We start from the raw sequence: 26,329 nt of genomic DNA on the forward strand, positions 1-26,329 counted from the left end.
GATATTCGTAAATTATTAAACAACCAATCTGATGAATTTAACAGCGCAGTGATCAAGGTGAATGACGAAACCTGCTGCGACATGGACAAGAATAGGAGCCGGATATGCGTGATAAACAATTTGATATCAGCGTGTTGATGTCATCCAAAATGTTTGGAGTACTAGCCTTATTATTACTGGTGGTTGCGGTGGAATTAAGTATCGGTGAGGCCAATAGCTGGTTTTTCCTCGGACTCAATTTGTTGGAATGGAGCAATCCTTTGGATGAGTTTCGCCAAGTGGGTGAGGTTTCCACCGAAACTGCCAACCTTATGCTGGGCGCTTTTATGTGGTTTTTAGAGTGTGTCGTTGAGCCATTCTTTGGCTGATAAAGGTGTGCTGATTACGGTCGTACATGAGTCGATGCCTAAGGTGTAGACGCAGAGTCTGGGCGCAAAATAGATTTGATTATTTAAAGGAAATTAACATGTTATCAATGAAGAATGTGAGCAAGGTTTTTAAAACGGATTTAGTAGAAACCCACGCCCTGCGCGATTTTAACCTCGAGGTGAATGAAGGCGAATTTGTCGCGGTCACGGGTCCTTCTGGCTCGGGTAAAACCACCTTTTTAAATATTGCAGGTTTACTCGAAGGTTTTACTCACGGTGACTATTTTCTCGATGGGATTAACGTGTCTAACTTGAGCGATAACAAGAGCGCCACTATCCGAAATGAAAAAATTGGCTTTATTTTCCAAGGTTTTAACTTAATTCCCGATCTTAACTTAGCTGAGAATATCGAAGTGCCGCTGCGCTATCGTGGTTTTAATGCCAAGGAGCGTCAACGTCGTGTACAAGAGGCATTAGAGCAAGTGGGCTTAGCTTCACGGCTTAAACATTTACCTACTCAGTTGTCGGGTGGACAACAACAAAGGGTGGCGATTGCTCGTGCTTTGGCGGGGGAGCCACGCTTCCTACTCGCCGACGAACCTACGGGAAACCTCGACAGCCTAATGGCACGTCAAGTGATGGAACTACTCGAAAATATCAATCAAGCGGGCACAACCATTATCATGGTGACGCACGATCCTGAACTCGCTCGCCGCGCCCAACGCAACATTCAAATTGTTGATGGTCAAGTGTGTGACTTTACTATGTATCATCAAGGTCATCGCCATGTCAGTGACATCACTGCTGCGACTGATATCGACAAACTTGTCGCCAACGCCGACCGTTAAGGATATGCATTATGTTCTTTTATTATGTTGATTTAGCTTGGCGCAGCATTAAGAAAACCCCAGTGCTGTCGCTGTTGATGGTGTTGGCGATTTCGATTGGTATTGGTATCACGATTACTACGTTAAACGTGTACAAGATGATGTCATTTAATCCTGCGGGTGAACGCTCTGATGAGTTAAATGCGGTACAGCTTTGGAGCCAAGGTCCCGATTCTTGGGATGAGTTAAACTCGTTAGTGACTTACCAAGACGCGATGAATCTGCGCAACAATACCTTACCTAAACGCCAAGCTGCGATGTTTCGCACTGGGATGGCAGTGCAGACGGAGGATGCCAATTTTGCGCCTATTTTAGAAAGCATTCGGGTGACGGACAGTGACTTTTTCAAGCTGTTTGACGTGCCATTTTTGTACGGTAATGCGTGGGATAAATCCGTCGACACTGAGCCTGCTTATCAAGTGGTGATTAACGATAAACTCAATCAAAAGTTATTTGCGGGTCAAAACAGTGTTGGCAAAGTTATCTATCTTAATCGTAAACCTTATCAAGTGGTTGGTGTGATTGATGCTTGGGATCCTAAGCCTAAATATTATGATCCCACTAACGGTGCCTTTAACGACACGGAACAAATTTTTGTGCCGTTTTCGCTGACGCCTATCGAAGAGTTTGATATATGGGGTAACACGTCAGGTTGGAAGTTTGAGACGATGAATAGTTACAGTGATCGCCTTAACTCTGAAAAAGTGTGGCTGCTGTATTGGGTTGAGTTACCAAATAAAGACGCAGTAGCCAGTTACCGTTCTTGGCTCAGCAATTATGTGGCGGAGCAAAAAGCCCTAGGCCGTTTTACGGATAATAAATCTGCCGCTGACTCAGTCAAAGTATCCGATGTGGCAACTTGGCTTGAATACAATCATGTGGTGCCCGAAGACAATAAAATCTTGGTTGGCTTGAGTGCGCTGTTTTTAAGTGTTTGTTTAGTCAATATATTAGGTTTAATGCTGACAAAGTTCCTCAAGCGAGCTCCCGAGGTGGGAGTGCGCCGCGCTATTGGTGCTAGCCGTGGTCAAATCTTCGCTCAATATATGGTTGAAGTGGGCATGATTGGCTTATTCGGTGGTTTGCTTGGACTCGCTTGGGCCTACGCTTCGCTTTATGGGTTATCGGCCCAGTTTGAGGTCGCGAAGGGCTTAACCCATTTATCGGCGAGTATGTGGATTATCACCCCAAGTATTGCGGTAGGCACAGCCTTGTTGGCTGGCTTGTATCCCGCATGGGTTGTGTGTCGCACTAAACCTAGTGTTTATCTAAAAAGCCAGTAAGGGACTCATTATGTTGCATATTAAACCTATTCTCAGCAGTTTATTGCGCAGTAAAAGCGGTCCAGTCTTACTGCTTATTCAGATTATCCTGTCTGTGGCGATTGTGGCGAATGCGAGCTTTATTATTCAAGAGCGTTTAGTCCTGATGCAGCGTGATTCGGGGATTAAAGAGTCAGAAGTATTGACCTTTAGCTTGTTTAACTTTGATCCATTGATTGATAAAACCGCGCAAAACAAAATTGATCAGCAAATTTTGCGGGGGCTACCCAATGTGATTGATGCGACCTCAACCAATATGTTGCCGTTAAGCGGTGGCGGCTGGTCGAGCACGTTAAATCTGGGCCCCGACCCAGATAGCGCTAAATCGACACCGCAATTTGCCATGTATTTAGGGACAGATCACACCATTGAGACCTTAGGCATTAAGCTGATTGAGGGACGTAACTTTTACCCCCATGAACTTAAGGATAACCTCGATAGCCCTAGCCGATTAGCGATCATCTCCAGTGTGTTAGCCAAAGCCATTTGGCCTGATGAATCCGCACTTGGTAAAGTGTTGTACGAGGGCAAGGATGCGCAGATCACTGTGATTGGCGTAGTCGAAAAACTGCAAGGCGCGTGGATTGACAGTTCTAGCCTTGAAAATAGTGTGATTCAAAATGTGGATTATGGCAGCAGTTCTTACATGGTACGGGCCAAACCTGAGTTTCACGCCGAGCTTAAAGACACGATAAAAAAAGCGCTGCTGGCCGAGAATCCAAACCGAGTGCTCGATGGCTTTAAGTCAATCGAGGCCTTAAAAGATAGTTCATATCGCGATCATAAATTGATGATTACTGTGTTAACTATGATGGTGGTGTTGTTATTGCTTATCACCTCGCTCGGTTTAACGGGCATGGTGATGTTTAATATCCAGCGCCGCACTAAGCAGATAGGTACCCGCCGTGCATTGGGGGCTAAAAAACGCGATATTATCAGTTACTTCCTGGTGGAAAACTATTTGATTTGCTTAGCGGGAGGCGTGTTGGGCGGCTTGTTAGCGATACAGTTAGGCCAACAGTTAATGAAAATCTATAGCTTGCCTATGTTGGACTTAAGCTACCCACTAATTACTGTGGCAGGTTTATTTATTGTCACCACGTTAGCGGTTTACTTACCGGCGCGTAAGGCGGCAAATATTTCGCCAGCAACCGCAACCCGCAGCGTATAGCGGAATATTTGATGTTACTCAAGGTACGATAAAAGCTCGACAAAAGTGCGATAACAATAGGATGTTATTGCACTTTTTGTTACTTTACGGTTAACAGTTTTACTTAGGACAACACTCACACTTATGGATACTATCCTTATCGTCGATGACAATCATGCCATCTGCCAAGCCCTAGGTTTGATGCTAGAACTCAATGATTATCGGGTGCTGATTTGCCATAGCCCAGAGGACGCCCTTGGGTTATTGACGACGCAAGATGTGGATTTAGTGATCCAAGATATGAACTTTACCCGAGATACCACCTCGGGTGAGGAAGGTCGGCAGCTGTTTTACGCCCTGCGCGAACGCCAAGGGGATTTGCCGATTATTTTGATGACGGCGTGGACGCAACTCGAAACGGCAGTTGAATTAGTCAAAGCGGGCGCTGCCGATTATATGGGCAAACCTTGGGATGACGCTAAGCTACTCAATAGCATCACTAATCTGATTGCGCTTTATAAACTCTCCCGTGCTAACCACCGCTTGGAGCGAGTGAATCATCAACGCCAAGTGGCGATCGCCGATGCGGATCTCTGCGGTATTGTCTTTGGCAGCGGTGCTATGCAGCGTTGCATTGATTTAGCCTTGCAACTGGCGCGCTCCGATGTGTCGGTCTTGATCACTGGCCCCAATGGCGCGGGTAAAGACAAGCTTGCCGATATTCTCCACGCCAATTCACCCTTAAAAAACAAACCTTTTATTAAGGTCAATGTCGGCGCCTTGCCGATGGATTTATTAGAGGCCGAGCTGTTTGGTGCCGAGGCGGGCGCTTTTACGGGCGCAACTAAAGCACGTATTGGCCGTTTTGAAGCGGCCGACGGCGGCACGCTGTTTTTAGATGAAATTGGCAATTTACCTTTGTCTGGTCAAGTGAAATTATTGCGGGTGCTACAAACCGGCGAATTTGAACGCTTAGGAAGCCATAAAACCCAGAAAGTAAAAGTGCGGGTGATCAGTGCGACCAATGCGGATCTGGCCCAAGATATCGCTGAAGGGCGATTCCGTGAGGATTTGTTTTACCGCTTAAACGTGATTGAACTGGCATTGCCACCGCTGAATCAACGCATCGATGATATTTTACCTTTAGTGCAGCATTTTATTGGCAGCGATTTTAGCTTGAGTAAACCTGCGTTGCAGGCGTTATTACAGCACCGCTGGCCGGGAAATGTGCGCGAGCTTGAAAACGCCTGTAAGCGAGCCGTATTGTTGGCGCAAAGCCATGTGTTGACTGAAGCTGACTTTGGTTTGGCACCTGTTGCGAGTGTCATCAAATCTGCTTCCAGTGTTTCGGCTGTATCTGAGTCGCGGCTATCTGGCTTGAGACACTCTGATCCTCTGCCTGTTTATTCGCCCGCTTCCATCCCCGTAAATACCGCATTTTATCATGAGTCTGTTCGTGCCCAAGTGTCAGATGCCAATGAGGCGATAGACGTGAGCCGAGAAGATATCGAAGCGGCGCTAAAACAGCATCATGGCGTAATTGCTCGGGTGGCAAAAGCGCTTGGACTCAGTCGCCAAGCGCTGTATCGGCGGATGGACAAGTTTGGTTTAGATAAGTCATAGGCTAAATGCAGATGCTAGGCTATCGATTAAGGAATCTGAGTGTTAATTCGAACTAAACTTATCATTTTTTCAATGGCTTGCTGCGCCTTTGGCGTCTTGCTGAGTTTTGCTTTGGTGAAGTATATCTCACCCTATGCTTCGTCTGTTGCCACGTCTAACACGATTGAAATCCCTGATGTGAATGTGCAACTGGATTTTGCGGAGCTTGAGAAAACGGTCGCCTCCATCGAACTCGCCCTTAACAATAGTGAGCAATTGCAGGAGGCTGCGGCGATGCAAGCGCACCAGAGGGCCGAGCAGATTAAAGCCGAGCTGCAAAAGCTTGAACAACTTAAACAAGAGCAGTTACAAATAAAACTCTTCAAGTTAGAACAACTTAAAGAAGGGCTGTTTAATTCTATTCCTCATGTGGTTGAGCCTTTACGTGTAGAACCGCTATCCATTTTACCGCCCAAAGCACCTGTATCTCCTGCGATATCCGCTGAGATAGCTAAGGGAGAGCGTGTCTCGAGTTTGACCTTAGGTGAAGGTTTGATCGTGTTGCTTCTCGCTTGTGCTGTCTGTGGTTTAGGTATTGCTTGGTTGACTCGACATCTCGGCCGCAGTTTAGATTCCCTTGAAGTCGGCTTGCTAAATTTTAGTGATAATGACTTTAGTGTGAGTATTCCTGAACATGGCGAAGGTCAGCTCAAAACCTTAGCGCAGTTATTTAACCATTCGGCGGCAAAATTGCGCCAAGAAAGGCAGTACATTTATCAGCGGGAGTTATTACTGGATAAGGTGATTCAAAGTTCTCCCAATGTGATGTTGTTACTGGACGATCATCAGCGGCTCATTTACGCCAACGATGCGGCGCGTCACCTATTTCATAAAAAGGGCAGAATGGAAGGCTTGAGCTTAGATGAATTGCTGGTGGATTTGCCCGAAGTATTGGCCTTAGCGCTTAAACATGAAAAGAACGGACTCTTCGCCATGGGTGAAGATGATGTGGAAACTTGGTATTTAAGTCGCGGCCAATTTTTATTGAATAACCAACAGCATAACTTGATTTTGCTCAAGCAGATGACCCGCGAGCTCAATCGTCAAGAGGTGGCAGTATGGAAAAAAGTCATCCGCATTATTAGCCATGAGCTCAATAACTCAGTCGCGCCCATCGCCTCTATGGTGAACTCCGGCCGACTGCTCACCAAAGATATCGATAATCCCAAGCTAACCTTAATTTTCGATACCATCGAGAATCGCACCAGCCATCTAAGCCAGTTTATCTTCAACTATGCTCGTTTTGCTAAGTTGCCGCTCCCGCAACGGCGTCAGGTGAATTGGACGCAATTTACTGCCCAGTTAACTCAGCATTATCCCTTTAAACTCATTCATGAGTTACCTGAGGTTGATGGTTTTTTCGATCAAGGACAGATGGAGCAAGTGCTCCTCAATTTACTTAAAAACGCCCATGAATCTGGCTCAAACCCCGAGGATGTCACCCTGTCGATTCGGTATCAAACCTTAGTGGATGGTGCAGGTTTTAGTATTGTGATTGAGGATCGCGGCGCAGGTATGTCTGGTGAAGTATTAGAGCAGGCGCTACTGCCGTTTTACTCAACAAAACAATCGGGTACAGGCTTAGGTTTACCTTTGTGCCGTGAAATTATCGAAGCCCACGATGGCAGTATTAGCATGCATAATCGCAGTGACGGTGGCCTGTTGGTTCGACTATGGTTACCACAATAATGCTCGCGTTTTGAATCAACACCGTAATGCGACTCTTAAGTCGCATTTTTATTGCTTATCTTATCCGCTTGTTTAATGCATAACTCCTATCCTCAACAGCCTCTTGGCGTATTAGCCAAATGGGCTATTTTTGCCTTTTTACCTTAGCTCTTCGGGCTAATTTGCCCCCCAGCGTAATGACGGGAGATCTTTAACCCTGTTAACCTGTTTTATCGAAAATTTGCGTTAAAACTCACCTTGTTCTAACAGAGGTTAGCGCGGTTTTTAAGGTTCGATTAAAAAGGTTAAGGAGGGATAAGTGAAACAGTTAAAACAGCGTCTGTTTACTTACGTTTTATGTCCATTCCTGCTGCTGGCTTCCCCTATCACTATTGCCGATAACGACATTGAAATTAGTGGCTTAGTAATAGATAGAACCTTGACTCGGTTTGGTAAGGACTTTGGCTTTTACTACTCAAGCTATTGGCGCGAACTGCCCTTTACCCAAGGCTTTAACGTCACTCTATATGAGACAGTGTTTCCACAGGCTGGAACCGTTTTAACTTTAGAGGTAAACGGGACTCGGATTTACACCACCCATTTTGGTCGTCGTGCAAATCCGATTAAAGAGAGCGCAGAGCAGGCGATTTTGCTTACGATTGATTATTTAGCGCAAGTCAGAGCCAATGCAATAACAGGTGATTTTTCAGGAACATCGGACGACTTTTAGGATAATAATAATGACATACAGGACGTTACTTGCTCTTGTCACGCTATGTGTGGCAAGCAGTGGCCAAGCCACTGAATTGATTTATACGCCAGTGAATCCCAGTTTTGGCGGCAATCCGCAAAATGGGGCTTTTTTATTAAATAAAGCCCAAGCGCAGAACGATAATAAATCCAGCTCGACCGAGAAGGATTTTGTCACCCGTTTTAAAGAATCCCTAGAGCGTAACATCATCAACTCGATCACCCGCGGCGTTGCCGATGGTGAAATCACCGATGGTGTTTACGATACCGGTGATTTTCGCATTGAAGTGGCTTCTACGGGAAATGGCGTGATGCTAACTATTACTAATACTGCAACCGGTGAAGTCACTGTGATTGAAATGCCGACATTCGGAGGAGTCAACTAATGGCCCGTCTAGTGTTAGTGAGTTTATTACTGCTAAGTGTGTCGGCCTGTAGCCTGATCTCCAAACCCGATTTAAATATCACGGCTGCCGAGGTTAACCCCTTGAGTGAGGTGATGCGTGGGTTGCAAACTCAACCAGGACCTAAGTTTCCTATCCCTGTGGCCGTGTATTCCTTTCGCGATCAAACTGGCCAATATAAGCCGCAGGCTAACGTGAGTTCGTTTTCGACCGCGGTAACTCAGGGCGCAACATCGATGTTGATGCAGACTTTGCTCGACTCGAAATGGTTTACACCAGTTGAGCGTGAAGGGCTACAAAATTTGCTTACCGAGCGTAAGATCAGCAACAAACAGAGCGGTACTAAGGGCGATGAAGTGCCCGTATTATCCACCGCCAGATTGTTACTCGAAGGTGGGGTGATTAGTTATGAGACCAACACTAGCACTGGTGGTAGCGGTGTCGAATACTACGGCATTGGCGCCTCTGAAATGTACCGTGAAGATCTGGTGACCATTTATCTACGCGCCGTGGATGTACACACAGGTAAGGTCATGATGTCGGTCTCAACCAGCAAACGTGTTTTATCCCAAGAAATGCGTGCGGGCTTGTTCCGTTACACGAGTTTAAATCGACTCGCTGAGGCTGAAGTCGGTTTTACTACCAATGAGCCAGTGCAATTTTGCGTATTACAAGCCATTGAATTGGCGGTCGCTGAGCTGATTGATAAGGGTATCAAACAAGGTTACTGGAGCCCAACTCAAGTGGCGCAGCCAGCAGAAAAAGCCCAAGAGTTGAGTCAGGGCTAGGTGCCTGAAAGCCGGTATTAGATGCTAGAGCAAAGCAGACTTCTGCTTTAGCACTTAGTCGCGATAGCGTAAAAGAAAACCGAGCCAGTTAAGCTGACTCGGTTTTTTATTGCAGTTATTGCAGCAGTCAGTTGATATTTGGCTATTTTAGTCCGCTTGCATGGCCTTCCAAAATAGTTCAAAACTGGCATCGCGGTATGTTCTATCTGTCCCCAAGTGCGGGTTATCGATAAAGAAACGGGTTGCTGCTAGATATTGGCCGTGGCAGTTTTCTAGCATCAATTCCACTGGATAATGGGCGATTAGCCCCATCATTTGTCCCTGCTTAATGAGTTCGCTAATAAAGCCTAAGATGCTATTCATCGCTTGATCGCGCACCTTAGCAGCAATCATGGGCGACATTGAATATTGCTGAAAAAACAGTTGTTTGACAGGGTTATCCAGCGACCAATCTATCGCACTTTGCCATAGTTGTAGGGCATTGTGCTTAAGATCGCTGCCCTTATGGGTGTTTAACAGTAAGGCATCGGCAAATTCTTGTTTTATGGTTAGAAACAAAGATTCCATCAAGGCTTCCTTAGAAGGGAAGTGATGGAACAAGGTACCTGTTGCTACACCTGCTTGTTTCGCAATCGAGGCGGTGGACGTGCCATGAAATCCTTGGCTGACAAAGAGCGCTAAAGCAGTATCGAGAATAGCTTGGCGTTTATCAGTCATGGTTTTAATGGGTTGTGTTGTTGATGGTTTATTCAAGATTTATCCCCCAATGACTAGCGCAAAAATAGCTTCATTAAGATGCGCTGGATAAAAGTGCCGTAGGGCGGGTGAACAAATTTGCCTGTGTTGAATCGGCCACGGCTGAGTACCGTTTTAGCGTGACTGAAGGTCAAAAAGCCTTCCTTGCCATGGTAATGCCCCATGCCCGACGGGCCTATTCCGCCGAAGGGCGCATCGTCGGCGGCGACATGAAACACGGTTTCATTGATACAAACACCGCCAGAATGGGTCTGCTGGAGGATCTTTTGCTGAGTTGGCTCATCGAAACTCATCACATAAAGCGCTAAGGGTCTGGCTCTGTGGTTGATGTACTGAATCGCTTCATCTAAGGTGTCGTAGCTAATAATCGGTAACAATGGGCCAAAAATTTCCTCTTGCATCAATAGCATGTCTTCACTGGTGTGAGTTATCAACTGAGTTGCGAGTTTACGATGTTGGCTATCTATGGCTTCGTCAGTTGCTGAAATAACACGGGCACCTTTTGCTTTGGCGTCTTCGAGCACTGTCATCAAGCGGTCAAACTGACGTGTATTAATGATGCTGCCATAGTCCTTATTGTGGTTAATGGTGCCATACATGGCCTTAAACTTAGCTTGGTAGGCGGCGATAAAGTCATCCACCTTGGTTTTAGGGCAAAGCACATAATCAGGGGCGACGCAGATTTGCCCGGCATTCAAACACTTACCGTAAATCATTCGTTCTACTGCTATCTCAAGCGGCATATCGGGGGCGATAATCACAGGCGATTTACCACCCAATTCGAGTGTTACTGGGGTGAGGTTATTCGCTGCGGCGCGCATCACATGGCGGCCGACTGTGGTCGAGCCAGTAAAGAGTAAATGATCGAAGGGCAGGGCAGAAAATTGGGCAGCAATGTCCGCCTCACCTTCAACAACCGCCACGTGGGATTCATCGAAGACTTGTGCCAATAACTGTTTGATCACTTGGTTGGTCGCTGGGGTAAATTCAGACATTTTGAGCATGGCATGATTACCCGCGGCAATAGCTGTCACTAGCGGGCCAATTGACAGCATTACGGGGAAATTCCACGGCACGATAATGCCGATCACCCCCAAAGGTTGATAATGCACTGTGACTTTGGCGGGTGCGAGTAAGATGCCCGCATGGCGAGCGCTGGGCTTGAGCCATTTTTTGAGGTTTTTCAAGCTGTAATTGATGTTGTTGATGACAGGCATAATGTCTGAGATCAGGCTGTCATCAATCGATCTATGGCCGTAGTCTTGGCTTAAGGCTTCGACTAAGGGTGTTTGAAATTGCAGTATGGCCGCCTTCAGTCGAGTTAATTGCTCCACTCGCGTAGCGTAATTAGGATTCGGCGCCGCTAAATAACTGCTGCGTTGGCGTTGGAGCAACTGAGTCAGTGGCGAAGTATTAAGGTGTTCGGTGGCCATATTCATAGTGGTTGCTCCAAGGGAAATGGTAGGCTGAGTCTTATTCGGTACTTTATTTAAGTAATCGTCTCGATTGAGTCTTTTATTAAATCAATACCGACTGATTAGTCGGTTTATCCTAGCTTGCTTAGTGAGATGGCGCAAGGTATCTGGTGTATTTTTGAGCAAGATCACGGCTTGTTGTGGCGTTAGCTTTTACACTAAATCAAGGGTTGTTACATAAGGAGTATGTATGGCATTGTTAAAGCACGGAATTTCGATTGGTATTGAGCGTTATGGTGATGATGATTTTTTCGTTACCTTTAAAGCTATCGGTACCTTAACTCATCAAGACTACGAAATGATGGTGCCTGTGTTGGAGTCTGCATTAGCTGGGGTGAAAGATCCTGATATCTTCGCCTTGGTAGATGTCACCGAGTTGGAAGGCTTGGAACTACAGGCCGCTTGGGACGATCTCAAACTTGGGGTGAAGCATATTCGTCATTTCGAGAAAATAGCCATCGTCGGTAAGACGACTTTGCAGGAAGTGTTGGCTAAATTGGCAAACTGGTTTACGCCTGCTGAGGTAAGGTTTTTTGTTGATAATGGCGATGCTGTTGCTTGGCTGAGAGACTAAGGTTGTGAGATGAAGTTTGTGGTCTGCCAATGCGCTAAATCGGGCGTTATAGCAGCACCGTAAAGATTCACCCAACAATCCATTCGCGCCATAGAAGGAGTACAAATTATGCGTACAGGTCAAATACTCTGGCCCACAGATTTTTCGGAAACTGCGGCCCATGCACTGAGCTATGCCATTGAAATGGCTAATCTATACCATGTAGGGCTAAAAATTTTACATGTGGTTGAACAGCCGATCGGTGATGAAAACTTTATGATTCTATCTATTACCCCTGAAGAACTTGCTAAAAGCATGGAGGAAGCGGCGGCAACTAAAATGCGAGCACTATTGGATGGATTGAATACTGAGCTTCCCATCACTACCTTGATCCGCCGTGGCGATCCTGTCTATCAAATTTTAGAAGAGGCCAACAGTAAAGACATTGGCATGGTAGTAATTGCTAGCCATGGCCGAACTGGGATTTCGCATTTTTTACACACCAATGTCTCAGAAGCGGTGGCGAATGGTGCAGCTTGTCCTGTGCTTGTGGTTAAGTAACTGGCTTTGACTCTATAAATCCAAAGGGCGCTTATAGCGTCCTTTCTTTTTGATTGATAAAGAATAATTAATTGAAATGGGTACGCAAGAAGCATAGCAAACTGCTATAAAATAGTGGTATTTTGGCCTTAATAATTAGCTTAATTAAAAACTCAAATGATGGATAAGCTTATGCGTACTCAAGAAGTGTTATGCCCTACGGATTTTTCATCCACTGCGGCCCATGCGTTAAAATATGCGGTTGAAATGGCAAATGTTTATCAAGTCGATATTCGGTTGTTGCATGTGACTAGCCCTGCCCGTGGCGCCCATTGTTATGGTATTGCGGTCGATATTCCCGCTACATTGGAAAATGAACTCAAAGCTTTCGTTGATGCAAAAATGCAAAGTTTGCAGCAGGAAATGCAGCAGAACCTTACCGAAGGGCTCAATATTAAGTTAGTCGTGCGCCATGGTGATGCTATTGATGAGATTTTAGCGGAAGCCGTTGATGTGGGCATGGTGGTTATCGCTAGTCATGGGAGCAGCGGTTTAGCTGACTTTTTAAAACCCCACGTTACACAGGATATTGTTAAGTACGCTAAGTGCCCTGTGTTGGTGGTGAAATAACACTATGGGATAAGTTTAGTAGGAATCATTTTTGATCATTTTAGGTTCTGTTAACTTAGTCGACGCCTCGGCTTCATTGTCAAATGACATCAGGCGTCGATACTTTTCCTGCAGAGCCACTAAGCTACCATCTTGGGTAATTTGTTTGAGTCCCGCATTAAAATCATCCCGAATTTGTTCACTGAGAAACGCGAACTTGTATTCTGTAGGTGGGAATATTTGGTGGCAAATCGCCTGTTGTTTTAAGTCTTTCTCAGTGAGTTTGCCCTCAAGATAGGCCTGCTTTAAGTAGTATTTGAAAATATTTTTATCCATCACAACGACATCGGCTCTGCGCTTCATCAGCATATAAACCTGCTGCACTTGCCTCGCTTGTTCTTGGTAGCCGCTATTGGTCTTAACCATGTTGGCAAACTCTTCCCCCAGTAACGATGATGCACGTTGAAAGGCGACGACTTGTTTGTTGTTTAAGTCTTCTATGCTATTGATGTTAAATTGATTACTCTCGAGGCTAATGGCGCAGTTTTGGTAGGTTATCGCAACGTTGGAATAAAAAATGTTGTTAATCATTCCTTCTTTGATGTTGATGATGCCATCGAGTTTACCCTCCCTGAGTTCATGGAAAGTGCGCGCCAGTGGTAAGTAGTGGATAGAAGCAGTATGGCCTTTAACGGCGAGGGCTTGGTTAAGTAATTCGAGTTCGATCCCGCTATTGGTTGCTTGGATGACATAGGGCGGGATAGACAGGCTGACGCCTATCTTAATTTCAGCCGCTTGGCCGAGCTGAGCGCCGCATAGGATGAGTAACCCCATCAATTTATAGCGGTTACGACGAGCCACTGAGCTATTTGGCTTATTTAGTTTATGCGCCATAAGTTACCAACACCTCCGCGGTATACACTTGCAACTGTGTTTGATACTCGCCAAGTCATTCCATGACTTTCTTGAGTAAGTGTAGTGTGTCTGTGAACTCAGCACGGCTTTATTTATCAAATACACATTAACGCTTTAACCTATTACAGGCTCAAAAGGATGAGCCCGGTTAAGTCAGAAAAGCAATTTCTTCCGCCGTAGACTCCCTGCCTAAGATAATATTTCTATGTGGATAGCGGCCAAACCTGTCGATAATCGCTTTATGGCGCAGTTCAAACGTTAGGTTTGTTATCGCAGCTTCGCGATTAAACAGTTTTACTGCTACTTGGTGAATGGTTGCCGATTCGCTGTGCATATAGGGCATAAATAGAAAAGGGACTTGTTTGGATTTTAGTGCGGTATCGACCCGTTGGGCAACGGCTTCTTGGGCGAGCACTAAGGCTATCGCATCGGCTTCGAATGCGGCAGGCGTATCGCGGTAAATATTACGGGAAAATTGATCGAGCACTATTATCTCAGCCAATCGACCTTGAGGCGTGATTCGCCAATGTGAAAGCTCTCCCCGTTTGGCTTGAAGTAGTACACCTTCGAAGCGCTGTTTGATCTGGGTATCAAATTCAACATCTTTAATCCACCAGAGCTTTGGGTCAATGTCTTCAAACCAAAATGTCAGTATTTGGTCTGCTGTGATTGTCTGGCTCATTTTAGCCTTTCTTCATAGGTGTTGAGTGATATTAGAAATAACAGTTGTTGGGGGAGGATGACAAGCCGTTTCGTTTGATTTAAGTGCAGATTTGTTATCTGATGATCTTGTCGCGAACCGTAAGTATTTAGCATTGGCTATTGCCTTATTGACTGAATATAAAGTAGTTTTGATGATAATTACTTTTGTTTCCAGACAGGTCATCCTATGTCACTTTCAATGCCAGCATCCCAACAGGTTTCAAAGCAAAATAAGGCGTTTCTGCGTAAGTTATATTTGGCGCATTTAATGGATGATGACCGCCATAATCTATTATCACTCAATAAGTTAACCGGAATGCCTCGCCGAACTTTACAGGACGCTATCGCAGCTTTTGAGGATATAGGTATTCGAGTCGAGTTTGTGCAGGAAGGCAGCCGTAACAATTCAGGTTATTACCGCATAGTCACCTGGGGGCCGATCAGCAGCGCTTGGGTCGATACCCATCTAAGCGAAATCGCTGAGCTGATAGGATTTTACGATAAGTCAATTTAAACGCTGTTTGTTACCAAGGACGAATTTGAGAACTCTTCAACTGTTAGGTTTTATTCTTGCCATCGCAGGCGTCATTTTAGGATATATAACGCTAGCATCTATTGACGGTCAAACATCTGAAGCTTCTGCTGGGGCTGCGGGTTTAGGCATGATTTTTATGGTATTACCAGCCTTTGGCTGTTCTGCGTTAATGTTGGTACCTTCTTCTTTAACATTATACAAATCAAAAGTAAGGCTACGTACCTATTTTAAAGGGAGTTTTTGGTTGAGTCTGTGGAAATTGAATTTAGTTATTTCTGCTGTATATATCCTTGTTACTCTTTATGTGGGCTGTTTATGGCTACAAATCAGCATTGGTCGCTAACGAGTGAATCATCTTGTTCATAATATGTTCATTTTTTATGCTTAACCTTCAACGCGAGTCTCCCCAGAGGATATTGCATTCGTTTGCATAGATATTTGAGCATTTTCTCTTCGTTACTCCGTTGCCAATTTTCTGGCCTGACCAGCCTAAACTCCCTATAATCGGCTGCAAATGTCATCACGCTACATAGTGTTTACATCTAACTACCCTACATACTTAAAATAAAAAGGAACCTTGTTCCATGTTAGAAAAACTGTTCAAACTGAAACAAAATCAAACGAGCCTCAAGCAGGAAGCGGTCGCAGGTTTGACAACATTTATGACGATGGCCTACATCATTTTTGTGAACCCAATGATGTTAGCCGATGCGGGCATGGACCATGGGGCTGTATTTGTGGCGACCTGTTTGGCTGCGGCTGTCGGCTGTTTGGTTATGGGGCTGATGGCGAATTATCCAATTGCGCTTGCTCCAGGTATGGGACTTAATGCCTTTTTTACCTACACAGTCGTGGGTGAAATGGGTTACAGCTGGGAGACTGCGTTAGGCGCAGTGTTCCTGTCGGGAATTTGCTTTTTAATCTTGTCCTTAGTGCGTATTCGAGAATGGATTGTAAATAGTATTCCCATGTCGTTACGTATCGGTATTGCTGCAGGTATTGGTTTGTTTCTTGCCCTGATTGGCCTTAAGAGCGCCGGTATTGTGGTGGCAAGTCCTGCTACGCTAGTGACGCTGGGCGATATCACGGCATTTCCGGCGGTTATGGCTGTGCTGGGCTTTTTCCTCATTATTGCTATGGTGCAGCGGGGAATGAAGTCGGCGGTGATTGCCAGCATTCTGATTATCACTGGCCTAGGACTAGTGTTTGGTGATGTGCAGTATCAGGGCATTGTATCAATGCCACCTTCAATCGCACCTACATTTATGAAGATGGATTTATCCCAAGTATTTGAAGTAACTATGCTATCAGTCGTTTTTGCCTTCTTATTTGTGGATCTCTTCGATACCTCTGGCACCTTAGTGGCGGTTGCACAGCGCGGTGGTTTTCTCGATGATAAAGGCCGTTTACCACGTCTGAATCGTGCCTTAACCGCTGACAGTTTAGCAACGATTGCGGGGGCGGCTTTTGGCACTTCCACCACGACAAGTTATATCGAAAGTACTGCGGGTGTGAGCGCAGGTGGCCGTACTGGTTTAACGGCCGTTGTGGTGGGATTACTCTTCATTGCTGCGTTATTTTTATCGCCATTGGCGGGGATGATCCCGGCTTATGCGACTGCGGGCACACTGTTTTATGTAGCGATTTTGATGATGTCGGGACTGGTGCATGTCGAATGGGAAGATTTGACTGAAGCCGCGCCTGTGGTGGTTGTGTGTATATTAATGCCGCTAACGTTTTCTATCGCGACGGGCATTGCCTTTGGGATCATCTCATATGCAGCAATCAAATTACTCACAGGTCGCTTTAGCGATCTTAATGTGGGCATTTTAGTATTAGCCGCATTGTTTGTTGCTAAGTTTGTCTATGGTTGATGCTGTCGATTAATTCACCTGCACAGTAAAAACTCGCAGCGTAGATTGTTTACATTTTTTGAGGGCCATCTAATCGATGGCCCTTTTTAATGCGCGATTCTAAGCAAAAACGAAAATTTATCTCGAGTTAATAACTCCTTGCTACCAATTACTCAGCGGATTAGGTATAAGGATTGTTCGGTTATTTTGTTACAAATGAATAATGAACTTAAGTGAGATTGCGTATCGCCGCGTGGTAGTGAAGTTAGGGACGAGTGTGCTGACCTCTGGCAGTAAACAGCTAGATAAAGCCCACATGGTTGAGCTTGCTCGTCAAATGGCCGCACTGATGAAGTCAGGGGTCGAAGTCGTATTATGCACCTCAGGGGCAATTGCCGCTGGGCGTGAACATCTCCAATACCCGACGCTGCCCGACACTATGGCCAATAAGCAATTGTTAGCCGCTGTCGGGCAAAGTCAGTTGATCCTCGCTTGGTCACAACTCTTTAGTATTTATGGGCTGCATGTCGGCCAATTGCTGCTGACCCGTGCCGATTTGCAGGATAGGGAGCGTTACCTCAACGCCCGCGACACGCTCAATGCCTTGCTGGCGAATAATATTGTGCCGATCATCAATGAAAACGATGCCGTTGCCACTAATGAAATCAAAGTCGGTGATAACGACAATCTATCGGCCCGTGCCGCGCTGTTGTGTGATGCCGATTTATTGATTTTATTGACGGATCAAAAAGGCTTATTTGATGCCGATCCGCGCACGAACCCGAATGCTAAGTTGATCTCCCAAGTCGTCAAGATTGACGATAGTCTGCGTATGTTGGCGGGCGGTTCTGTATCGGGTTTAGGCACGGGTGGTATGTCGACTAAATTGGAAGCGGCGGATATTGCTCGCCGTGCAGGTATCGAAGTGGTTATCGCCTCTGGCCATCACCCTGATGTGATCAAAAAGGTGGTCGCCAAAGAGTCCGTCGGTACTCACTTTAGTGCCATCGAAAACCCGCTCGAAAGCCGCAAACAGTGGATTCTAGCGGGACCTGCGACTCAAGGTTCATTAGTGCTTGATGCGGGCGCGGTCAAAGCCGTGACTGACAAGGGCCGCAGTCTATTGTCTAAAGGTATCGTAGGCGTTAAAGGTCAGTTTGAACGTGGTGCGACGCTACAATTAGTTGATCAACAAGGTAAAGTGATTGCTAAAGGTATGACACGATACTGTGGCCAAGCCCTGAGTTTGATTGCGGGTAAGCATTCCGATGAGATCGAGTCTGTACTCGGTTACGATTATGGTGATGCAATAGTTCACCGCAACGACATGGTTGTCTTATAAGCGAGGTCTGTTTTGAGTCAAATGAATCAAGATCAGTATTTACAGCAACTTGGCCAAAATGCCAAACAGGCCAGTTATGCTTTAGCCAATTTAACGGCGAACCAAAAGGCTGACTTACTCGAAGCTATTGCCGATGCGCTGACGGCAAACTCCGCCGCCATTTTAGCGGCTAATGCTAAAGACGTTGCCGCCGCTAAGAACGATGGATTAACTGAGGCGATGATCGACAGACTGTTGCTCGATGATGCGCGTTTAGCGGGCATTATCGGTGATATCAGCGATGTGATCCGCCTTGCTGATCCCGTGGGCGAAGAGTTTGGCAGCAAGTTATTAGATAACGGTTTAAGGCTGACTCGTCGCCGCGTACCGCTGGGCGTGATTGGGGTTATCTACGAGGCGCGCCCGAATGTGACTGTCGATATCGCGGTACTTGCCCTTAAAACGGGTAATGCGGTGATCCTCCGTGGCGGTAAAGAAACCCTTGAATCGAATAAGCTTATCAGCGAAGTGATCCGCGTCGCGATTGTCGCCCAAGGGTTACCCATAGATGCGGTGCAATTTATTGATTCTTCAGACAGAGCCCTAGTGACAGGTTTACTTAAGCTCGATCAATATGTCGACATGATAGTGCCGCGCGGCGGTCAAGCATTGCAGCGCTTATGTGCCGAGCAAGCGACGATTCCAGTGATTTTAGGCGGCATTGGTATTTGCCACTTGTATGTCGATAAAAATGCCGACCTTGAGCGTGCCTTAGGCGTAATCGCTAATGCCAAAGTGCAGCGTCCAACGGTGTGCAATGCCCTTGATACCTTGCTGGTGGATGAGCGCGTGGCGAGCAGCTTTGTACCGCAAATTGCCGAGTATCTGCATCGTCTAGGCGTGCGCTTTTCAGTTTGTGACACAAGTTTTAGTCTGCTGGATGGTTTAGGGTTCGATGTGACGCTTGCTAAGTCTGAGGATTTTGGTATTGAATGGCTGTCATTAACCTTAGGTATTAAAGTCGTGAGCGATATCGATGCCGCCGTTAGTCATATTCGCCAGTATTCTAGCGGCCATTCGGAAGCCATTTTGACCGATGATATTCATGCAGCGGCGCACTTTATGAATGAAGTGAACTCAGCCGCCGTGTATGTGAATGCCAGTACTCGTTTTACCGATGGCGGTCAGTTTGGTCTTGGCGCTGAAGTGGCTGTGAGCACCCAAAAACTGCACGCCCGCGGTCCAATGGGGCTTGAGGCATTAACCACATATAAGTGGTTAGCTTGGGGTGATTACACTAGTCGTGTTTAGCGGTAAATACCGATAAACCCAAAGCCGTTAACCTACTACGTTGACGGCTTTTTTGTTTACGGTATCCAACTGAATAGCGACATTAATGTGTTTGGCTAACAAGTTTAGCTGCTTATGGTGAGCGGGGTATAAGTAACAAGTAACCAGATACAGAAAAATATCGTCGACATAACGACAGTGAATTTACGAAAGGCCTTGATGTATTCCAAGGTATAAATAAAGTACTTTTCTTGTACTCTGCGAGTGAGTAAAACCGAAGGCAGCATAAAACTGCAATAGAGCATGACTACCATAGTGGTAAAACTGTTTCCCCAGAAATGCTCATAAATAAATAAGGCGATGCAGAGTAGCATGGCGCACCAACTGATAGGGCTGATGCTATTTTCTGGATTCCATTGGGTTGATTTTTCCATCTGACTATCCTTAGTCGATTTGTACCTCAGTACAATTTATAGACGGATATCACGGCTTTATCAAACGCTTTCCACTGTTAGACTCAGTACGCTGGCCAGTTTGTTGCCGTTTGAGCCTTGTTCACCATTTATCTAACATGAGTGCGTACAACTTAAAGTGGAGTGAATTACTTACTTAACGTCGAATGACTTGTGCTTAATGTGGTCGAGATCGCTTAAAGTGTCTTGATATCGGCAAATTCGCCTTTACAAAGCTGAGCTAAGTCTGTGGCCGCTAAGCTTATCTCTAAACCGCGTCTGCCCGCGCTGACATAGATTCTATCGAAGCCTTGAGCGCTGGCATCAATCAAGGTTGGCAATTGTTTCTTTTGCGCTAAGGGACTAATACCGCCAACCAGATAGCCTGAGGATTTTTGTGCTAGGTCGGCATCGGCCATTTGTAGTTTCTTTTGTCTTAAGCATTTAGCTACGGCTTTTAGATTAAGCTGATGATCGACGGGCACGAGCGCAACGGCAATCGGCGCATGGGCTTTGTCGATGGCAACTAAAAGGGTTTTAAATACTTGCGCTGGTTCAAGCCCTAAGGTGTTAGCGGCTTCTTCGCCGTAGGCGGCGCAGTGTGGATCGTGGCTGTACTCTAAGATATCAAACGCGATCTTGGCTTTTTTCGCCAATCGGACGGCCGGGGTCATTTTATACTCCTTCACAAAATGGGAGATATTAGCGCTTAATCTTGGCTTAAAATGTTAGCCAGCTCTTTTAATTGGCTCATTGCCGTGAGCTAACATTATTTAAGGCTGCTACTCAACGATTATTCCGCTAGCTTTGTGCTTATCTTGTTTTTACGCTCTAAATAACGGGGCAGAAGTTGCTGCAACATCATCCCCGATAAAATAAAGGCTAGGCCGAGATAGGTTGCCATCGCAATCGTTTCTTGCAAAATCCACGCAATAAAACCAATCGACATCACAGGGGATAAAAACACCATAGTGCTGATGTTCGCGGTGCGAGTGGCGGTTTTCAGCGCCATTAACCAGAGCACGAAGGTAATGCCCATCTCAAATAAGCCCACATACATACCTGCAAATATCGCCTTAATACTAAAACTGGGCAGGGTATCTGTCAGCACTAAGGTGACGGCAACAAAAGGTAAGCCGATAAGAAAACTCAATAATAAACTCACCACAGGATCGCCTTGATCTTTAGTGTTGACGATCCAATATAGGCACCAGAGTAAGGTGCTGGTGAGAGCAAGGCCGATACCGAGCGGGCTATCAAAACTAAAGCCGCTGATATCGCCGCCGGTGGCAATAATAAACACACCAGTGTAGGCAATCAGCGCCGCTGCAATGTCGCTTTTACGCAAATGTTGCTTTAACAAAGGCGCGGCCAGTAACGGCAGTAATACCGCCCAAGTGTAATTAAGTGACAAAGCTTGCTGCGCTGGCAGTAAGGAATACGCTTTAAATAACACGACATAGTAAAGGAAGGGATTGATGAGTCCAGTCACCAGATAAAACATGGGGCGGCGTAAAAACTGTTGCTTGAGTAAGGAAAGCTTTTTTTGCCAAGCAAGGATTCCGGCAAGGGCAATAATCGAAGTGAGTACGGCAACAAACACCAGTTGCAGCGGTGTGTAGTAACTCAAGGCAATCTTAAAGGCCGTGGCCACTGTAGACCAGAGAAAGACCGCCGCCATGCCATACACGTACGCTAAATTCGAAGACTTCACTCTGCTACCTTACTAGGATAAACATCCGCCAAATGTGGGCAGATTGAATAACAGCTTTGGTTGATAAGCAAGACTATTTTATGTGATTGGATATTTTATCCTGCTGTAGATGCGAGAAAGATAAATCAGAAAATTTTTTTGTTCGCCCTTGTAATTAAATTCCCTGTCCCAATATAGGTATCAAGGCAGAGAAGGTGGCCAACGATGGACTTGATATTTAAACCGTCTAGCCCCATATCAAAACCAACTAAACAAATTTAGATTGAATGAAATTTTTCGGAGGACCTCATGGGTAAAATTATTGGTATCGACTTAGGCACAACAAACTCTTGTGTAGCTGTCCTCGATGGTGGCAAAGCACGTGTGTTAGAAAACGCTGAAGGCGATCGCACAACCCCGTCAATCATCGCTTATACAGATGATGAAACCATTGTCGGTTCGCCAGCAAAACGTCAAGCTGTGACTAACCCGACTAACACATTCTTCGCGATTAAGCGTTTGATTGGTCGTCGCTTTAAAGATGACGAAGTCCAACGTGACGTGAACATCATGCCATTCAAAATCATTGCAGCCGACAACGGTGATGCATGGGTTGAATCGCGTGGCAACAAGATGGCTCCACCACAAGTTTCTGCAGAAATCTTGAAAAAGATGAAGAAAACCGCAGAAGACTTTTTAGGTGAAGAAGTAACAGAAGCGGTTATTACTGTTCCTGCTTACTTTAACGATTCACAACGTCAAGCGACTAAAGATGCGGGTCGTATCGCAGGTCTTGATGTTAAACGTATTATCAACGAACCAACGGCTGCAGCATTAGCCTACGGTATCGATAAGAAACAAGGCGACAACATTGTTGCAGTATACGATTTAGGTGGTGGTACATTCGATATCTCTATCATCGAAATCGACAGCAACGATGGCGACCAAACATTTGAAGTGTTGGCAACCAACGGTGACACCCACTTAGGTGGTGAAGACTTTGACAACCGTTTGATCAACTACTTAGCTGACGAATTCAAGAAAGAGCAAGGCTTAGATCTGCGTAAAGATCCATTAGCAATGCAACGTCTGAAAGAAGCAGCAGAAAAAGCGAAAATTGAACTTTCAAGCACCAACCACACTGAAGTGAACCTGCCATACATCACGGCAGACGCAACAGGTCCTAAGCATTTAGTGATTAAAATCACTCGTGCTAAATTGGAATCACTGGTTGAAGACTTGATTATCCGTACATTAGAGCCACTAAAAGTTGCCCTGGCTGATGCAGATTTATCTGTAACAGACATCAACGAAGTGATTCTAGTGGGTGGTCAAACACGTATGCCTAAGGTTCAAGAAGCAGTGACAAACTTCTTCGGCAAAGAACCTCGTAAAGACGTGAACCCAGACGAAGCGGTAGCCGTAGGTGCTGCAATTCAAGCGGGCGTACTGTCAGGCGACGTGAAAGACGTATTACTGTTAGACGTAACACCACTGTCTCTGGGTATCGAAACCATGGGCAGCGTGATGACTAAGTTGATTGAAAAGAACACTACTATTCCTACTAAGGCGCAGCAAGTGTTCTCAACAGCCGATGACAACCAAAACGCAGTGACGATTCACGTACTGCAAGGTGAGCGTAAGCAAGCGAGCGCGAACAAGTCATTAGGTCAGTTCAACTTAGACGGTATTGAGCCAGCTCCACGTGGCCAGCCACAAATTGAAGTGATGTTCGACATCGATGCCGACGGTATTCTGCATGTGTCTGCGACAGACAAGAAAACCGGCAAGAAACAAAACATCACCATCAAAGCCTCTTCTGGCTTAAGCGAAGAAGAAGTGGCACAAATGGTACGTGATGCCGAAGCTCACGCAGATGAAGACAAGAAGTTTGAAGAGTTAGTGCAAGCACGCAACCAAGCTGACGGCTTAGTCCACGCGACTAAGAAACAAGTGGAAGAAGCGGGTGATGCATTGCCAAGCGAAGATAAAGAGAAAATCCAAGCTGCTATGGCCGCTGTTGACACTGCCAGCAAAGGCAATGACAAAGAAGCCATTGAAAAGGCAACTCAAAACTTGATCGAAGCATCTGCTAAGCTGATGGAAATCGCTCAAGCTAAGTCTCAAGCTCAAGGCGGCGACAATGCCGACGCGGGCAAACAGGCTAACGCTGCTGCCGATGACGTTGTCGATGCTGAATTCGAAGAAGTGAAAGACGACAAGAAATAATGACTTGTTTTCAATCAAATAGATTGATTTCAAAGCGTTAATTTCTAGGCGGGCGTTACGGGGCAACCCTAACGCCCGTTTGTTCAACACCAGCTGAGAAGCATGAGATTATGTCAAAGCGAGATTATTACGAAGTATTAGGTGTCAGTCGTGACACCAGCGAACGTGAAATTAAAAAGGCCTATAAACGTCTGGCCATGAAATTTCACCCAGATCGCAACCCAGGCGACAAAACTGCAGAAGCTAACTTTAAAGAAATTAAAGAAGCCTACGAGATCCTAACCGACGCCGACAAAAAAGCGGCCTACGACCAATTTGGTCATGCGGGTGTGGATCCTAATCGCGGTGGCGGTGGTTACGGTGGTGGTCAAGGCGATTTCGGTGATATTTTCGGTGATGTCTTTGGCGATATTTTCGGCGGTGGACGTCGTGGTGGCGGTCAACGCCAAGCGGCCCGCGGCTCAGATTTACGTTACAACCTAGAGTTATCACTGGAAGAAGCCGTTAAAGGTTTAACCAAAGAACTGCGTATTCCAACGCTGGCGACTTGCGATCTATGTGAAGGCAGCGGCGCTAAAAAAGGCACCTCTGCAACCACTTGTGGCACCTGTCATGGTCAAGGCCAAGTCCAAATGCGCCAAGGTTTCTTTGCGGTGCAACAGCCTTGTCCAACCTGTCATGGCCGCGGCAAGATCATCAAAGATCCTTGCACTAAGTGTCATGGCGATGGCCGTGTTGAAAAGAGCAAAACCTTATCAGTTAAGATCCCAGCCGGCGTTGATACGGGCGACCGTATTCGTTTAGCGGGTGAAGGCGAAGCGGGTGAGTTTGGCGCGCCTCCAGGGGATTTATACGTTCAGGTCAGCGTGCGTGAGCATGCGATTTTCGTCCGTGATGGCAACAACCTTTACTGCGAAGTGCCGATATCCTTCAGTAAAGCGGCCCTAGGCGGTGAGATTGAAGTGCCAACACTCGATGGTAAAGTCAGCCTGAAGATCCCAGCCGAAACGCAAACGGGCCGTATGTTCCGTTTACGTGGCAAAGGCGTCAAGTCGGTTCGCAGCCATGCGGTAGGCGACTTGCTCTGCAAAGTGGTTATGGAAACCCCAGTTAACTTAAACGATCGTCAAAAAGAACTGTTACGCGAATTTGAAGCCACCTTAACCGGTGAGTCGAAAAAACACAGCCCAAAGGCTGAGGGCTTTTTCGATGGCGTGAAAAAGTTCTTTCAAGATCTGAATAGCTAACTTGGTCTAGTGGCGCAGAGGTTAGCTGCGCACTAGAAGAAAAAAGCCCTGCAATGGTTAACCTTGCAGGGCTTTTTTATATTCGGATTTATGCCCAAATATTAAAGTGTTTAAAGTTGAAGCAGCCTGCGGTGGTGTTTCACCAATTAGCTGCTTAATTGTCCTGTGTCGTACTTCGGAGTTGAATTCGGAATCAAGCAGTTGCTATAAAACAAAATGACTATGACCGTAAATAGCGTTACTATAATGAAAAGTAACACTTAATATGCACCGTAACTGCTAATGAGAGAGTAATTATGGATTCAATAACTGGAGAATATGGACAAATCAGAAAACCCTTAATTTACTATAAGGGAAATCTCGTAGCATTGAATATATCTGAAGAGTCTGAGTCATATTTTGGCGGTAACTTACCATTAATATCTAACTTTCCCGAGACAGCAAAGTTACATCTTTTGTTTACATTAAACAGAGATATATTAGATTTATTCGACAACATCCAGTTTTCTAGCATAGCATTAATTTATCCGTTTATGCATGATGGTGGTTCAATCAAATATCAAATAAGATATGACGGAAGTATCAAGATACAATCAGTCCATCCCCGAGAAGCTGAAAATGATTGGCCCTATGAAAATTACCCAACCTCCTTTTTAAAAGTGAAATTTGCACACGAACAAATCCTAAAAATGGATTTTAATGATTTCAAAAATCTACTTCCACAAGGCCAATTCACTAACAATAGTGAAGAAATAATAATAGTCATTCCTCCTCAAGCTGGTTATGAAGTTTCTCTTTGGGGCGATGATGGTGATGCAGAAAATGTTTTATGTGTTTTTAGAATCTGCCCTAAAACTGGTAATGTATATGCAGACAATCAATGCAGCTAACAAGAGCAGACCACGGACTTGCCAGGGGCTGATCATACTCGATCGCTTTTTATGCATAACCCTTAAAAACAATGAGATAAGAAATAGCTTGATTGATCCCGCCAATGTGATCAAATAGGTCACTTTTTCTTTGTCTTTTGACCTATATATGCTCAAACATCTCGATAACATTGCTGATTGCCGTTCCCATATAAATCAAGAACATGATGTCATTGACATCTGTTTTCTTGTGCTTAGTGCCGTCATCTCAGGCGCTCAAAGCTGGTCTGC

Annotated in this window: 28 protein-coding genes; 21 read left to right on the forward strand and 7 right to left on the reverse strand. The window is 45.6% G+C overall.

Annotated elements, in window-relative coordinates:
• The first annotated feature begins 104 nt into the window (after positions 1-104).
• The 9 genes from L5M71_RS06595 (at position 105) to L5M71_RS06635 (ending at position 8,999) form a co-directional block, all read left to right on the forward strand.
• Entirely contained in the window at positions 105-368 is a 264-nt protein-coding gene (locus tag L5M71_RS06595) for a hypothetical protein (protein WP_028761690.1), read from the forward strand.
• A 98-nt stretch (positions 369-466) separates the two neighbouring features.
• Positions 467-1,216: an ABC transporter ATP-binding protein gene (locus L5M71_RS06600; protein ID WP_028761691.1), complete on the forward strand. Its 750-nt coding sequence runs from the start codon at positions 467-469 to the stop codon at positions 1,214-1,216.
• Positions 1,217-1,227: 11 nt separating this feature from the next.
• On the forward strand, positions 1,228-2,538 hold the full coding sequence (locus tag L5M71_RS06605) for an ABC transporter permease (protein ID WP_198571797.1): 1,311 nt from the start codon (positions 1,228-1,230) through the stop codon (positions 2,536-2,538).
• A gap of 10 nt (positions 2,539-2,548) precedes the next feature.
• Entirely contained in the window at positions 2,549-3,748 is a 1,200-nt protein-coding gene (locus L5M71_RS06610) for an FtsX-like permease family protein (RefSeq protein WP_263207310.1), read from the forward strand.
• A gap of 123 nt (positions 3,749-3,871) precedes the next feature.
• Positions 3,872-5,350, forward strand: a complete 1,479-nt coding sequence (locus tag L5M71_RS06615; protein ID WP_263180159.1) for a sigma-54-dependent transcriptional regulator — start codon at positions 3,872-3,874, stop codon at positions 5,348-5,350.
• Between the two features lie 39 nt (positions 5,351-5,389).
• Positions 5,390-7,078: a sensor histidine kinase gene (locus L5M71_RS06620; RefSeq protein WP_219255348.1), complete on the forward strand. Its 1,689-nt coding sequence runs from the start codon at positions 5,390-5,392 to the stop codon at positions 7,076-7,078.
• A gap of 298 nt (positions 7,079-7,376) precedes the next feature.
• Positions 7,377-7,787, forward strand: a complete 411-nt coding sequence (locus L5M71_RS06625; protein ID WP_219251155.1) for a curli production assembly/transport protein CsgE — start codon at positions 7,377-7,379, stop codon at positions 7,785-7,787.
• A 10-nt stretch (positions 7,788-7,797) separates the two neighbouring features.
• The gene (locus L5M71_RS06630; protein WP_263207315.1) at positions 7,798-8,193 is read left to right on the forward strand and encodes a curli assembly protein CsgF; all 396 of its coding nucleotides are present in this window, start codon (positions 7,798-7,800) and stop codon (positions 8,191-8,193) included.
• Positions 8,193-8,999, forward strand: a complete 807-nt coding sequence (locus L5M71_RS06635) for a CsgG/HfaB family protein (protein WP_105251644.1) — start codon at positions 8,193-8,195, stop codon at positions 8,997-8,999. The genes L5M71_RS06630 and L5M71_RS06635 overlap by 1 nt, the downstream gene beginning before the upstream one ends.
• Before the next feature lie 147 nt (positions 9,000-9,146).
• On the opposite strand, the gene L5M71_RS06640 is transcribed toward L5M71_RS06635, so the two are convergent.
• Together L5M71_RS06640 and L5M71_RS06645 are read right to left on the reverse strand one after the other, a co-directional pair.
• The gene (locus L5M71_RS06640) at positions 9,147-9,752 is read right to left on the reverse strand and encodes a TetR/AcrR family transcriptional regulator (protein ID WP_198571794.1); all 606 of its coding nucleotides are present in this window, start codon (positions 9,750-9,752) and stop codon (positions 9,147-9,149) included.
• A 17-nt stretch (positions 9,753-9,769) separates the two neighbouring features.
• The gene (locus L5M71_RS06645; protein WP_028761698.1) at positions 9,770-11,194 is read right to left on the reverse strand and encodes a coniferyl aldehyde dehydrogenase; all 1,425 of its coding nucleotides are present in this window, start codon (positions 11,192-11,194) and stop codon (positions 9,770-9,772) included.
• A gap of 226 nt (positions 11,195-11,420) precedes the next feature.
• Here L5M71_RS06645 and L5M71_RS06650 point away from each other — a divergent pair, with 226 nt between their 5' ends.
• The 3 genes from L5M71_RS06650 (at position 11,421) to L5M71_RS06660 (ending at position 12,953) form a co-directional block, all read left to right on the forward strand.
• Entirely contained in the window at positions 11,421-11,804 is a 384-nt protein-coding gene (locus tag L5M71_RS06650; protein ID WP_028761699.1) for an STAS/SEC14 domain-containing protein, read from the forward strand.
• 108 nt (positions 11,805-11,912) lie between these two features.
• Positions 11,913-12,344, forward strand: a complete 432-nt coding sequence (locus L5M71_RS06655) for a universal stress protein (protein ID WP_028761700.1) — start codon at positions 11,913-11,915, stop codon at positions 12,342-12,344.
• Between the two features lie 171 nt (positions 12,345-12,515).
• Positions 12,516-12,953 (forward strand): universal stress protein, encoded by a 438-nt coding sequence (locus L5M71_RS06660; protein WP_028761701.1) that lies wholly within the window; start codon positions 12,516-12,518, stop codon positions 12,951-12,953.
• Positions 12,954-12,968: 15 nt separating this feature from the next.
• Here the strand turns inward: L5M71_RS06660 and L5M71_RS06665 are convergent, their stop codons facing one another.
• Positions 12,969-13,826: a substrate-binding periplasmic protein gene (locus L5M71_RS06665; RefSeq protein ID WP_263148811.1), complete on the reverse strand. Its 858-nt coding sequence runs from the start codon at positions 13,824-13,826 to the stop codon at positions 12,969-12,971.
• Positions 13,827-13,995: 169 nt separating this feature from the next.
• Complete coding sequence (locus tag L5M71_RS06670) at positions 13,996-14,529, reverse strand: DUF924 family protein (protein ID WP_263148813.1); 534 nt, start codon at positions 14,527-14,529, stop codon at positions 13,996-13,998.
• Between the two features lie 207 nt (positions 14,530-14,736).
• Between L5M71_RS06670 and L5M71_RS06675 the strand changes: the two genes are divergently transcribed.
• The 5 genes from L5M71_RS06675 to L5M71_RS06695 all read left to right on the forward strand — a co-directional run bounded on the left by L5M71_RS06675 (position 14,737) and on the right by L5M71_RS06695 (position 19,569).
• Complete coding sequence (locus L5M71_RS06675; protein WP_113941178.1) at positions 14,737-15,063, forward strand: winged helix-turn-helix domain-containing protein; 327 nt, start codon at positions 14,737-14,739, stop codon at positions 15,061-15,063.
• A 25-nt stretch (positions 15,064-15,088) separates the two neighbouring features.
• On the forward strand, positions 15,089-15,427 hold the full coding sequence (locus L5M71_RS06680) for a carbon starvation protein CstA (protein WP_263207317.1): 339 nt from the start codon (positions 15,089-15,091) through the stop codon (positions 15,425-15,427).
• A gap of 241 nt (positions 15,428-15,668) precedes the next feature.
• Positions 15,669-16,958, forward strand: a complete 1,290-nt coding sequence (locus L5M71_RS06685) for an NCS2 family permease (RefSeq protein ID WP_131523194.1) — start codon at positions 15,669-15,671, stop codon at positions 16,956-16,958.
• Positions 16,959-17,160: 202 nt separating this feature from the next.
• Positions 17,161-18,279 carry a glutamate 5-kinase gene (gene proB, locus L5M71_RS06690; protein ID WP_219251160.1) on the forward strand — a complete coding sequence of 373 codons (1,119 nt, stop codon included), beginning with the start codon at positions 17,161-17,163 and terminating at the stop codon, positions 18,277-18,279.
• Positions 18,280-18,291: 12 nt separating this feature from the next.
• On the forward strand, positions 18,292-19,569 hold the full coding sequence (locus L5M71_RS06695) for a glutamate-5-semialdehyde dehydrogenase (RefSeq protein ID WP_263207319.1): 1,278 nt from the start codon (positions 18,292-18,294) through the stop codon (positions 19,567-19,569).
• Between the two features lie 104 nt (positions 19,570-19,673).
• On the opposite strand, the gene L5M71_RS06700 is transcribed toward L5M71_RS06695, so the two are convergent.
• From L5M71_RS06700 to L5M71_RS06710, 3 genes are all read right to left on the reverse strand, one after another.
• Positions 19,674-19,982 carry a hypothetical protein gene (locus L5M71_RS06700; RefSeq protein ID WP_212599364.1) on the reverse strand — a complete coding sequence of 103 codons (309 nt, stop codon included), beginning with the start codon at positions 19,980-19,982 and terminating at the stop codon, positions 19,674-19,676.
• A 215-nt stretch (positions 19,983-20,197) separates the two neighbouring features.
• Complete coding sequence (gene ybaK, locus L5M71_RS06705; protein WP_263161682.1) at positions 20,198-20,674, reverse strand: Cys-tRNA(Pro) deacylase; 477 nt, start codon at positions 20,672-20,674, stop codon at positions 20,198-20,200.
• A gap of 119 nt (positions 20,675-20,793) precedes the next feature.
• Positions 20,794-21,714 (reverse strand): DMT family transporter, encoded by a 921-nt coding sequence (locus tag L5M71_RS06710; RefSeq protein WP_263207321.1) that lies wholly within the window; start codon positions 21,712-21,714, stop codon positions 20,794-20,796.
• Positions 21,715-22,002: 288 nt separating this feature from the next.
• Here L5M71_RS06710 and dnaK point away from each other — a divergent pair, with 288 nt between their 5' ends.
• From dnaK to L5M71_RS06730, 4 genes are all read left to right on the forward strand, one after another.
• Positions 22,003-23,922 (forward strand): molecular chaperone DnaK, encoded by a 1,920-nt coding sequence (dnaK, locus tag L5M71_RS06715; RefSeq protein WP_105251655.1) that lies wholly within the window; start codon positions 22,003-22,005, stop codon positions 23,920-23,922.
• A gap of 110 nt (positions 23,923-24,032) precedes the next feature.
• Positions 24,033-25,169, forward strand: a complete 1,137-nt coding sequence (gene dnaJ / locus L5M71_RS06720; protein ID WP_113941183.1) for a molecular chaperone DnaJ — start codon at positions 24,033-24,035, stop codon at positions 25,167-25,169.
• 296 nt (positions 25,170-25,465) lie between these two features.
• The gene (locus L5M71_RS06725) at positions 25,466-26,059 is read left to right on the forward strand and encodes a hypothetical protein (RefSeq protein WP_113941184.1); all 594 of its coding nucleotides are present in this window, start codon (positions 25,466-25,468) and stop codon (positions 26,057-26,059) included.
• 148 nt (positions 26,060-26,207) lie between these two features.
• A partial coding sequence (locus L5M71_RS06730) for a transposase family protein (RefSeq protein WP_263209717.1) occupies positions 26,208-26,329 on the forward strand: 122 nt, incomplete at its 3' end.

Origin of the sequence: Shewanella sp. SW1 (assembly GCF_025653545.1) — a bacterium.
GTDB lineage: Bacteria > Pseudomonadota > Gammaproteobacteria > Enterobacterales > Shewanellaceae > Shewanella > Shewanella oncorhynchi.

What these genes read in the sequence shown, in the direction of transcription:
- L5M71_RS06595 (WP_028761690.1), top strand. Translation starts at nt 105, where the DNA reads ATGCGTGATAAACAATTTGATATCAGCGTGTTGATGTCATCCAAAATG.
- L5M71_RS06615 (WP_263180159.1), top strand. Translation starts at nt 3,872, where the DNA reads ATGGATACTATCCTTATCGTCGATGACAATCATGCCATCTGCCAAGCC.
- L5M71_RS06610 (WP_263207310.1), top strand. Translation starts at nt 2,549, where the DNA reads ATGTTGCATATTAAACCTATTCTCAGCAGTTTATTGCGCAGTAAAAGC.
- L5M71_RS06600 (WP_028761691.1), top strand. Translation starts at nt 467, where the DNA reads ATGTTATCAATGAAGAATGTGAGCAAGGTTTTTAAAACGGATTTAGTA.
- L5M71_RS06650 (WP_028761699.1), top strand. Translation starts at nt 11,421, where the DNA reads ATGGCATTGTTAAAGCACGGAATTTCGATTGGTATTGAGCGTTATGGT.
- proB (WP_219251160.1), top strand. Translation starts at nt 17,161, where the DNA reads ATGAACTTAAGTGAGATTGCGTATCGCCGCGTGGTAGTGAAGTTAGGG.
- L5M71_RS06635 (WP_105251644.1), top strand. Translation starts at nt 8,193, where the DNA reads ATGGCCCGTCTAGTGTTAGTGAGTTTATTACTGCTAAGTGTGTCGGCC.
- dnaK (WP_105251655.1), top strand. Translation starts at nt 22,003, where the DNA reads ATGGGTAAAATTATTGGTATCGACTTAGGCACAACAAACTCTTGTGTA.
- L5M71_RS06605 (WP_198571797.1), top strand. Translation starts at nt 1,228, where the DNA reads ATGTTCTTTTATTATGTTGATTTAGCTTGGCGCAGCATTAAGAAAACC.
- L5M71_RS06655 (WP_028761700.1), top strand. Translation starts at nt 11,913, where the DNA reads ATGCGTACAGGTCAAATACTCTGGCCCACAGATTTTTCGGAAACTGCG.
- L5M71_RS06700 (WP_212599364.1), bottom strand. Translation starts at nt 19,982, where the DNA reads ATGGAAAAATCAACCCAATGGAATCCAGAAAATAGCATCAGCCCTATC.
- L5M71_RS06725 (WP_113941184.1), top strand. Translation starts at nt 25,466, where the DNA reads ATGGATTCAATAACTGGAGAATATGGACAAATCAGAAAACCCTTAATT.
- L5M71_RS06645 (WP_028761698.1), bottom strand. Translation starts at nt 11,194, where the DNA reads ATGAATATGGCCACCGAACACCTTAATACTTCGCCACTGACTCAGTTG.
- dnaJ (WP_113941183.1), top strand. Translation starts at nt 24,033, where the DNA reads ATGTCAAAGCGAGATTATTACGAAGTATTAGGTGTCAGTCGTGACACC.
- L5M71_RS06660 (WP_028761701.1), top strand. Translation starts at nt 12,516, where the DNA reads ATGCGTACTCAAGAAGTGTTATGCCCTACGGATTTTTCATCCACTGCG.
- L5M71_RS06675 (WP_113941178.1), top strand. Translation starts at nt 14,737, where the DNA reads ATGTCACTTTCAATGCCAGCATCCCAACAGGTTTCAAAGCAAAATAAG.
- ybaK (WP_263161682.1), bottom strand. Translation starts at nt 20,674, where the DNA reads ATGACCCCGGCCGTCCGATTGGCGAAAAAAGCCAAGATCGCGTTTGAT.
- L5M71_RS06665 (WP_263148811.1), bottom strand. Translation starts at nt 13,826, where the DNA reads ATGGCGCATAAACTAAATAAGCCAAATAGCTCAGTGGCTCGTCGTAAC.
- L5M71_RS06670 (WP_263148813.1), bottom strand. Translation starts at nt 14,529, where the DNA reads ATGAGCCAGACAATCACAGCAGACCAAATACTGACATTTTGGTTTGAA.
- L5M71_RS06630 (WP_263207315.1), top strand. Translation starts at nt 7,798, where the DNA reads ATGACATACAGGACGTTACTTGCTCTTGTCACGCTATGTGTGGCAAGC.
- L5M71_RS06685 (WP_131523194.1), top strand. Translation starts at nt 15,669, where the DNA reads ATGTTAGAAAAACTGTTCAAACTGAAACAAAATCAAACGAGCCTCAAG.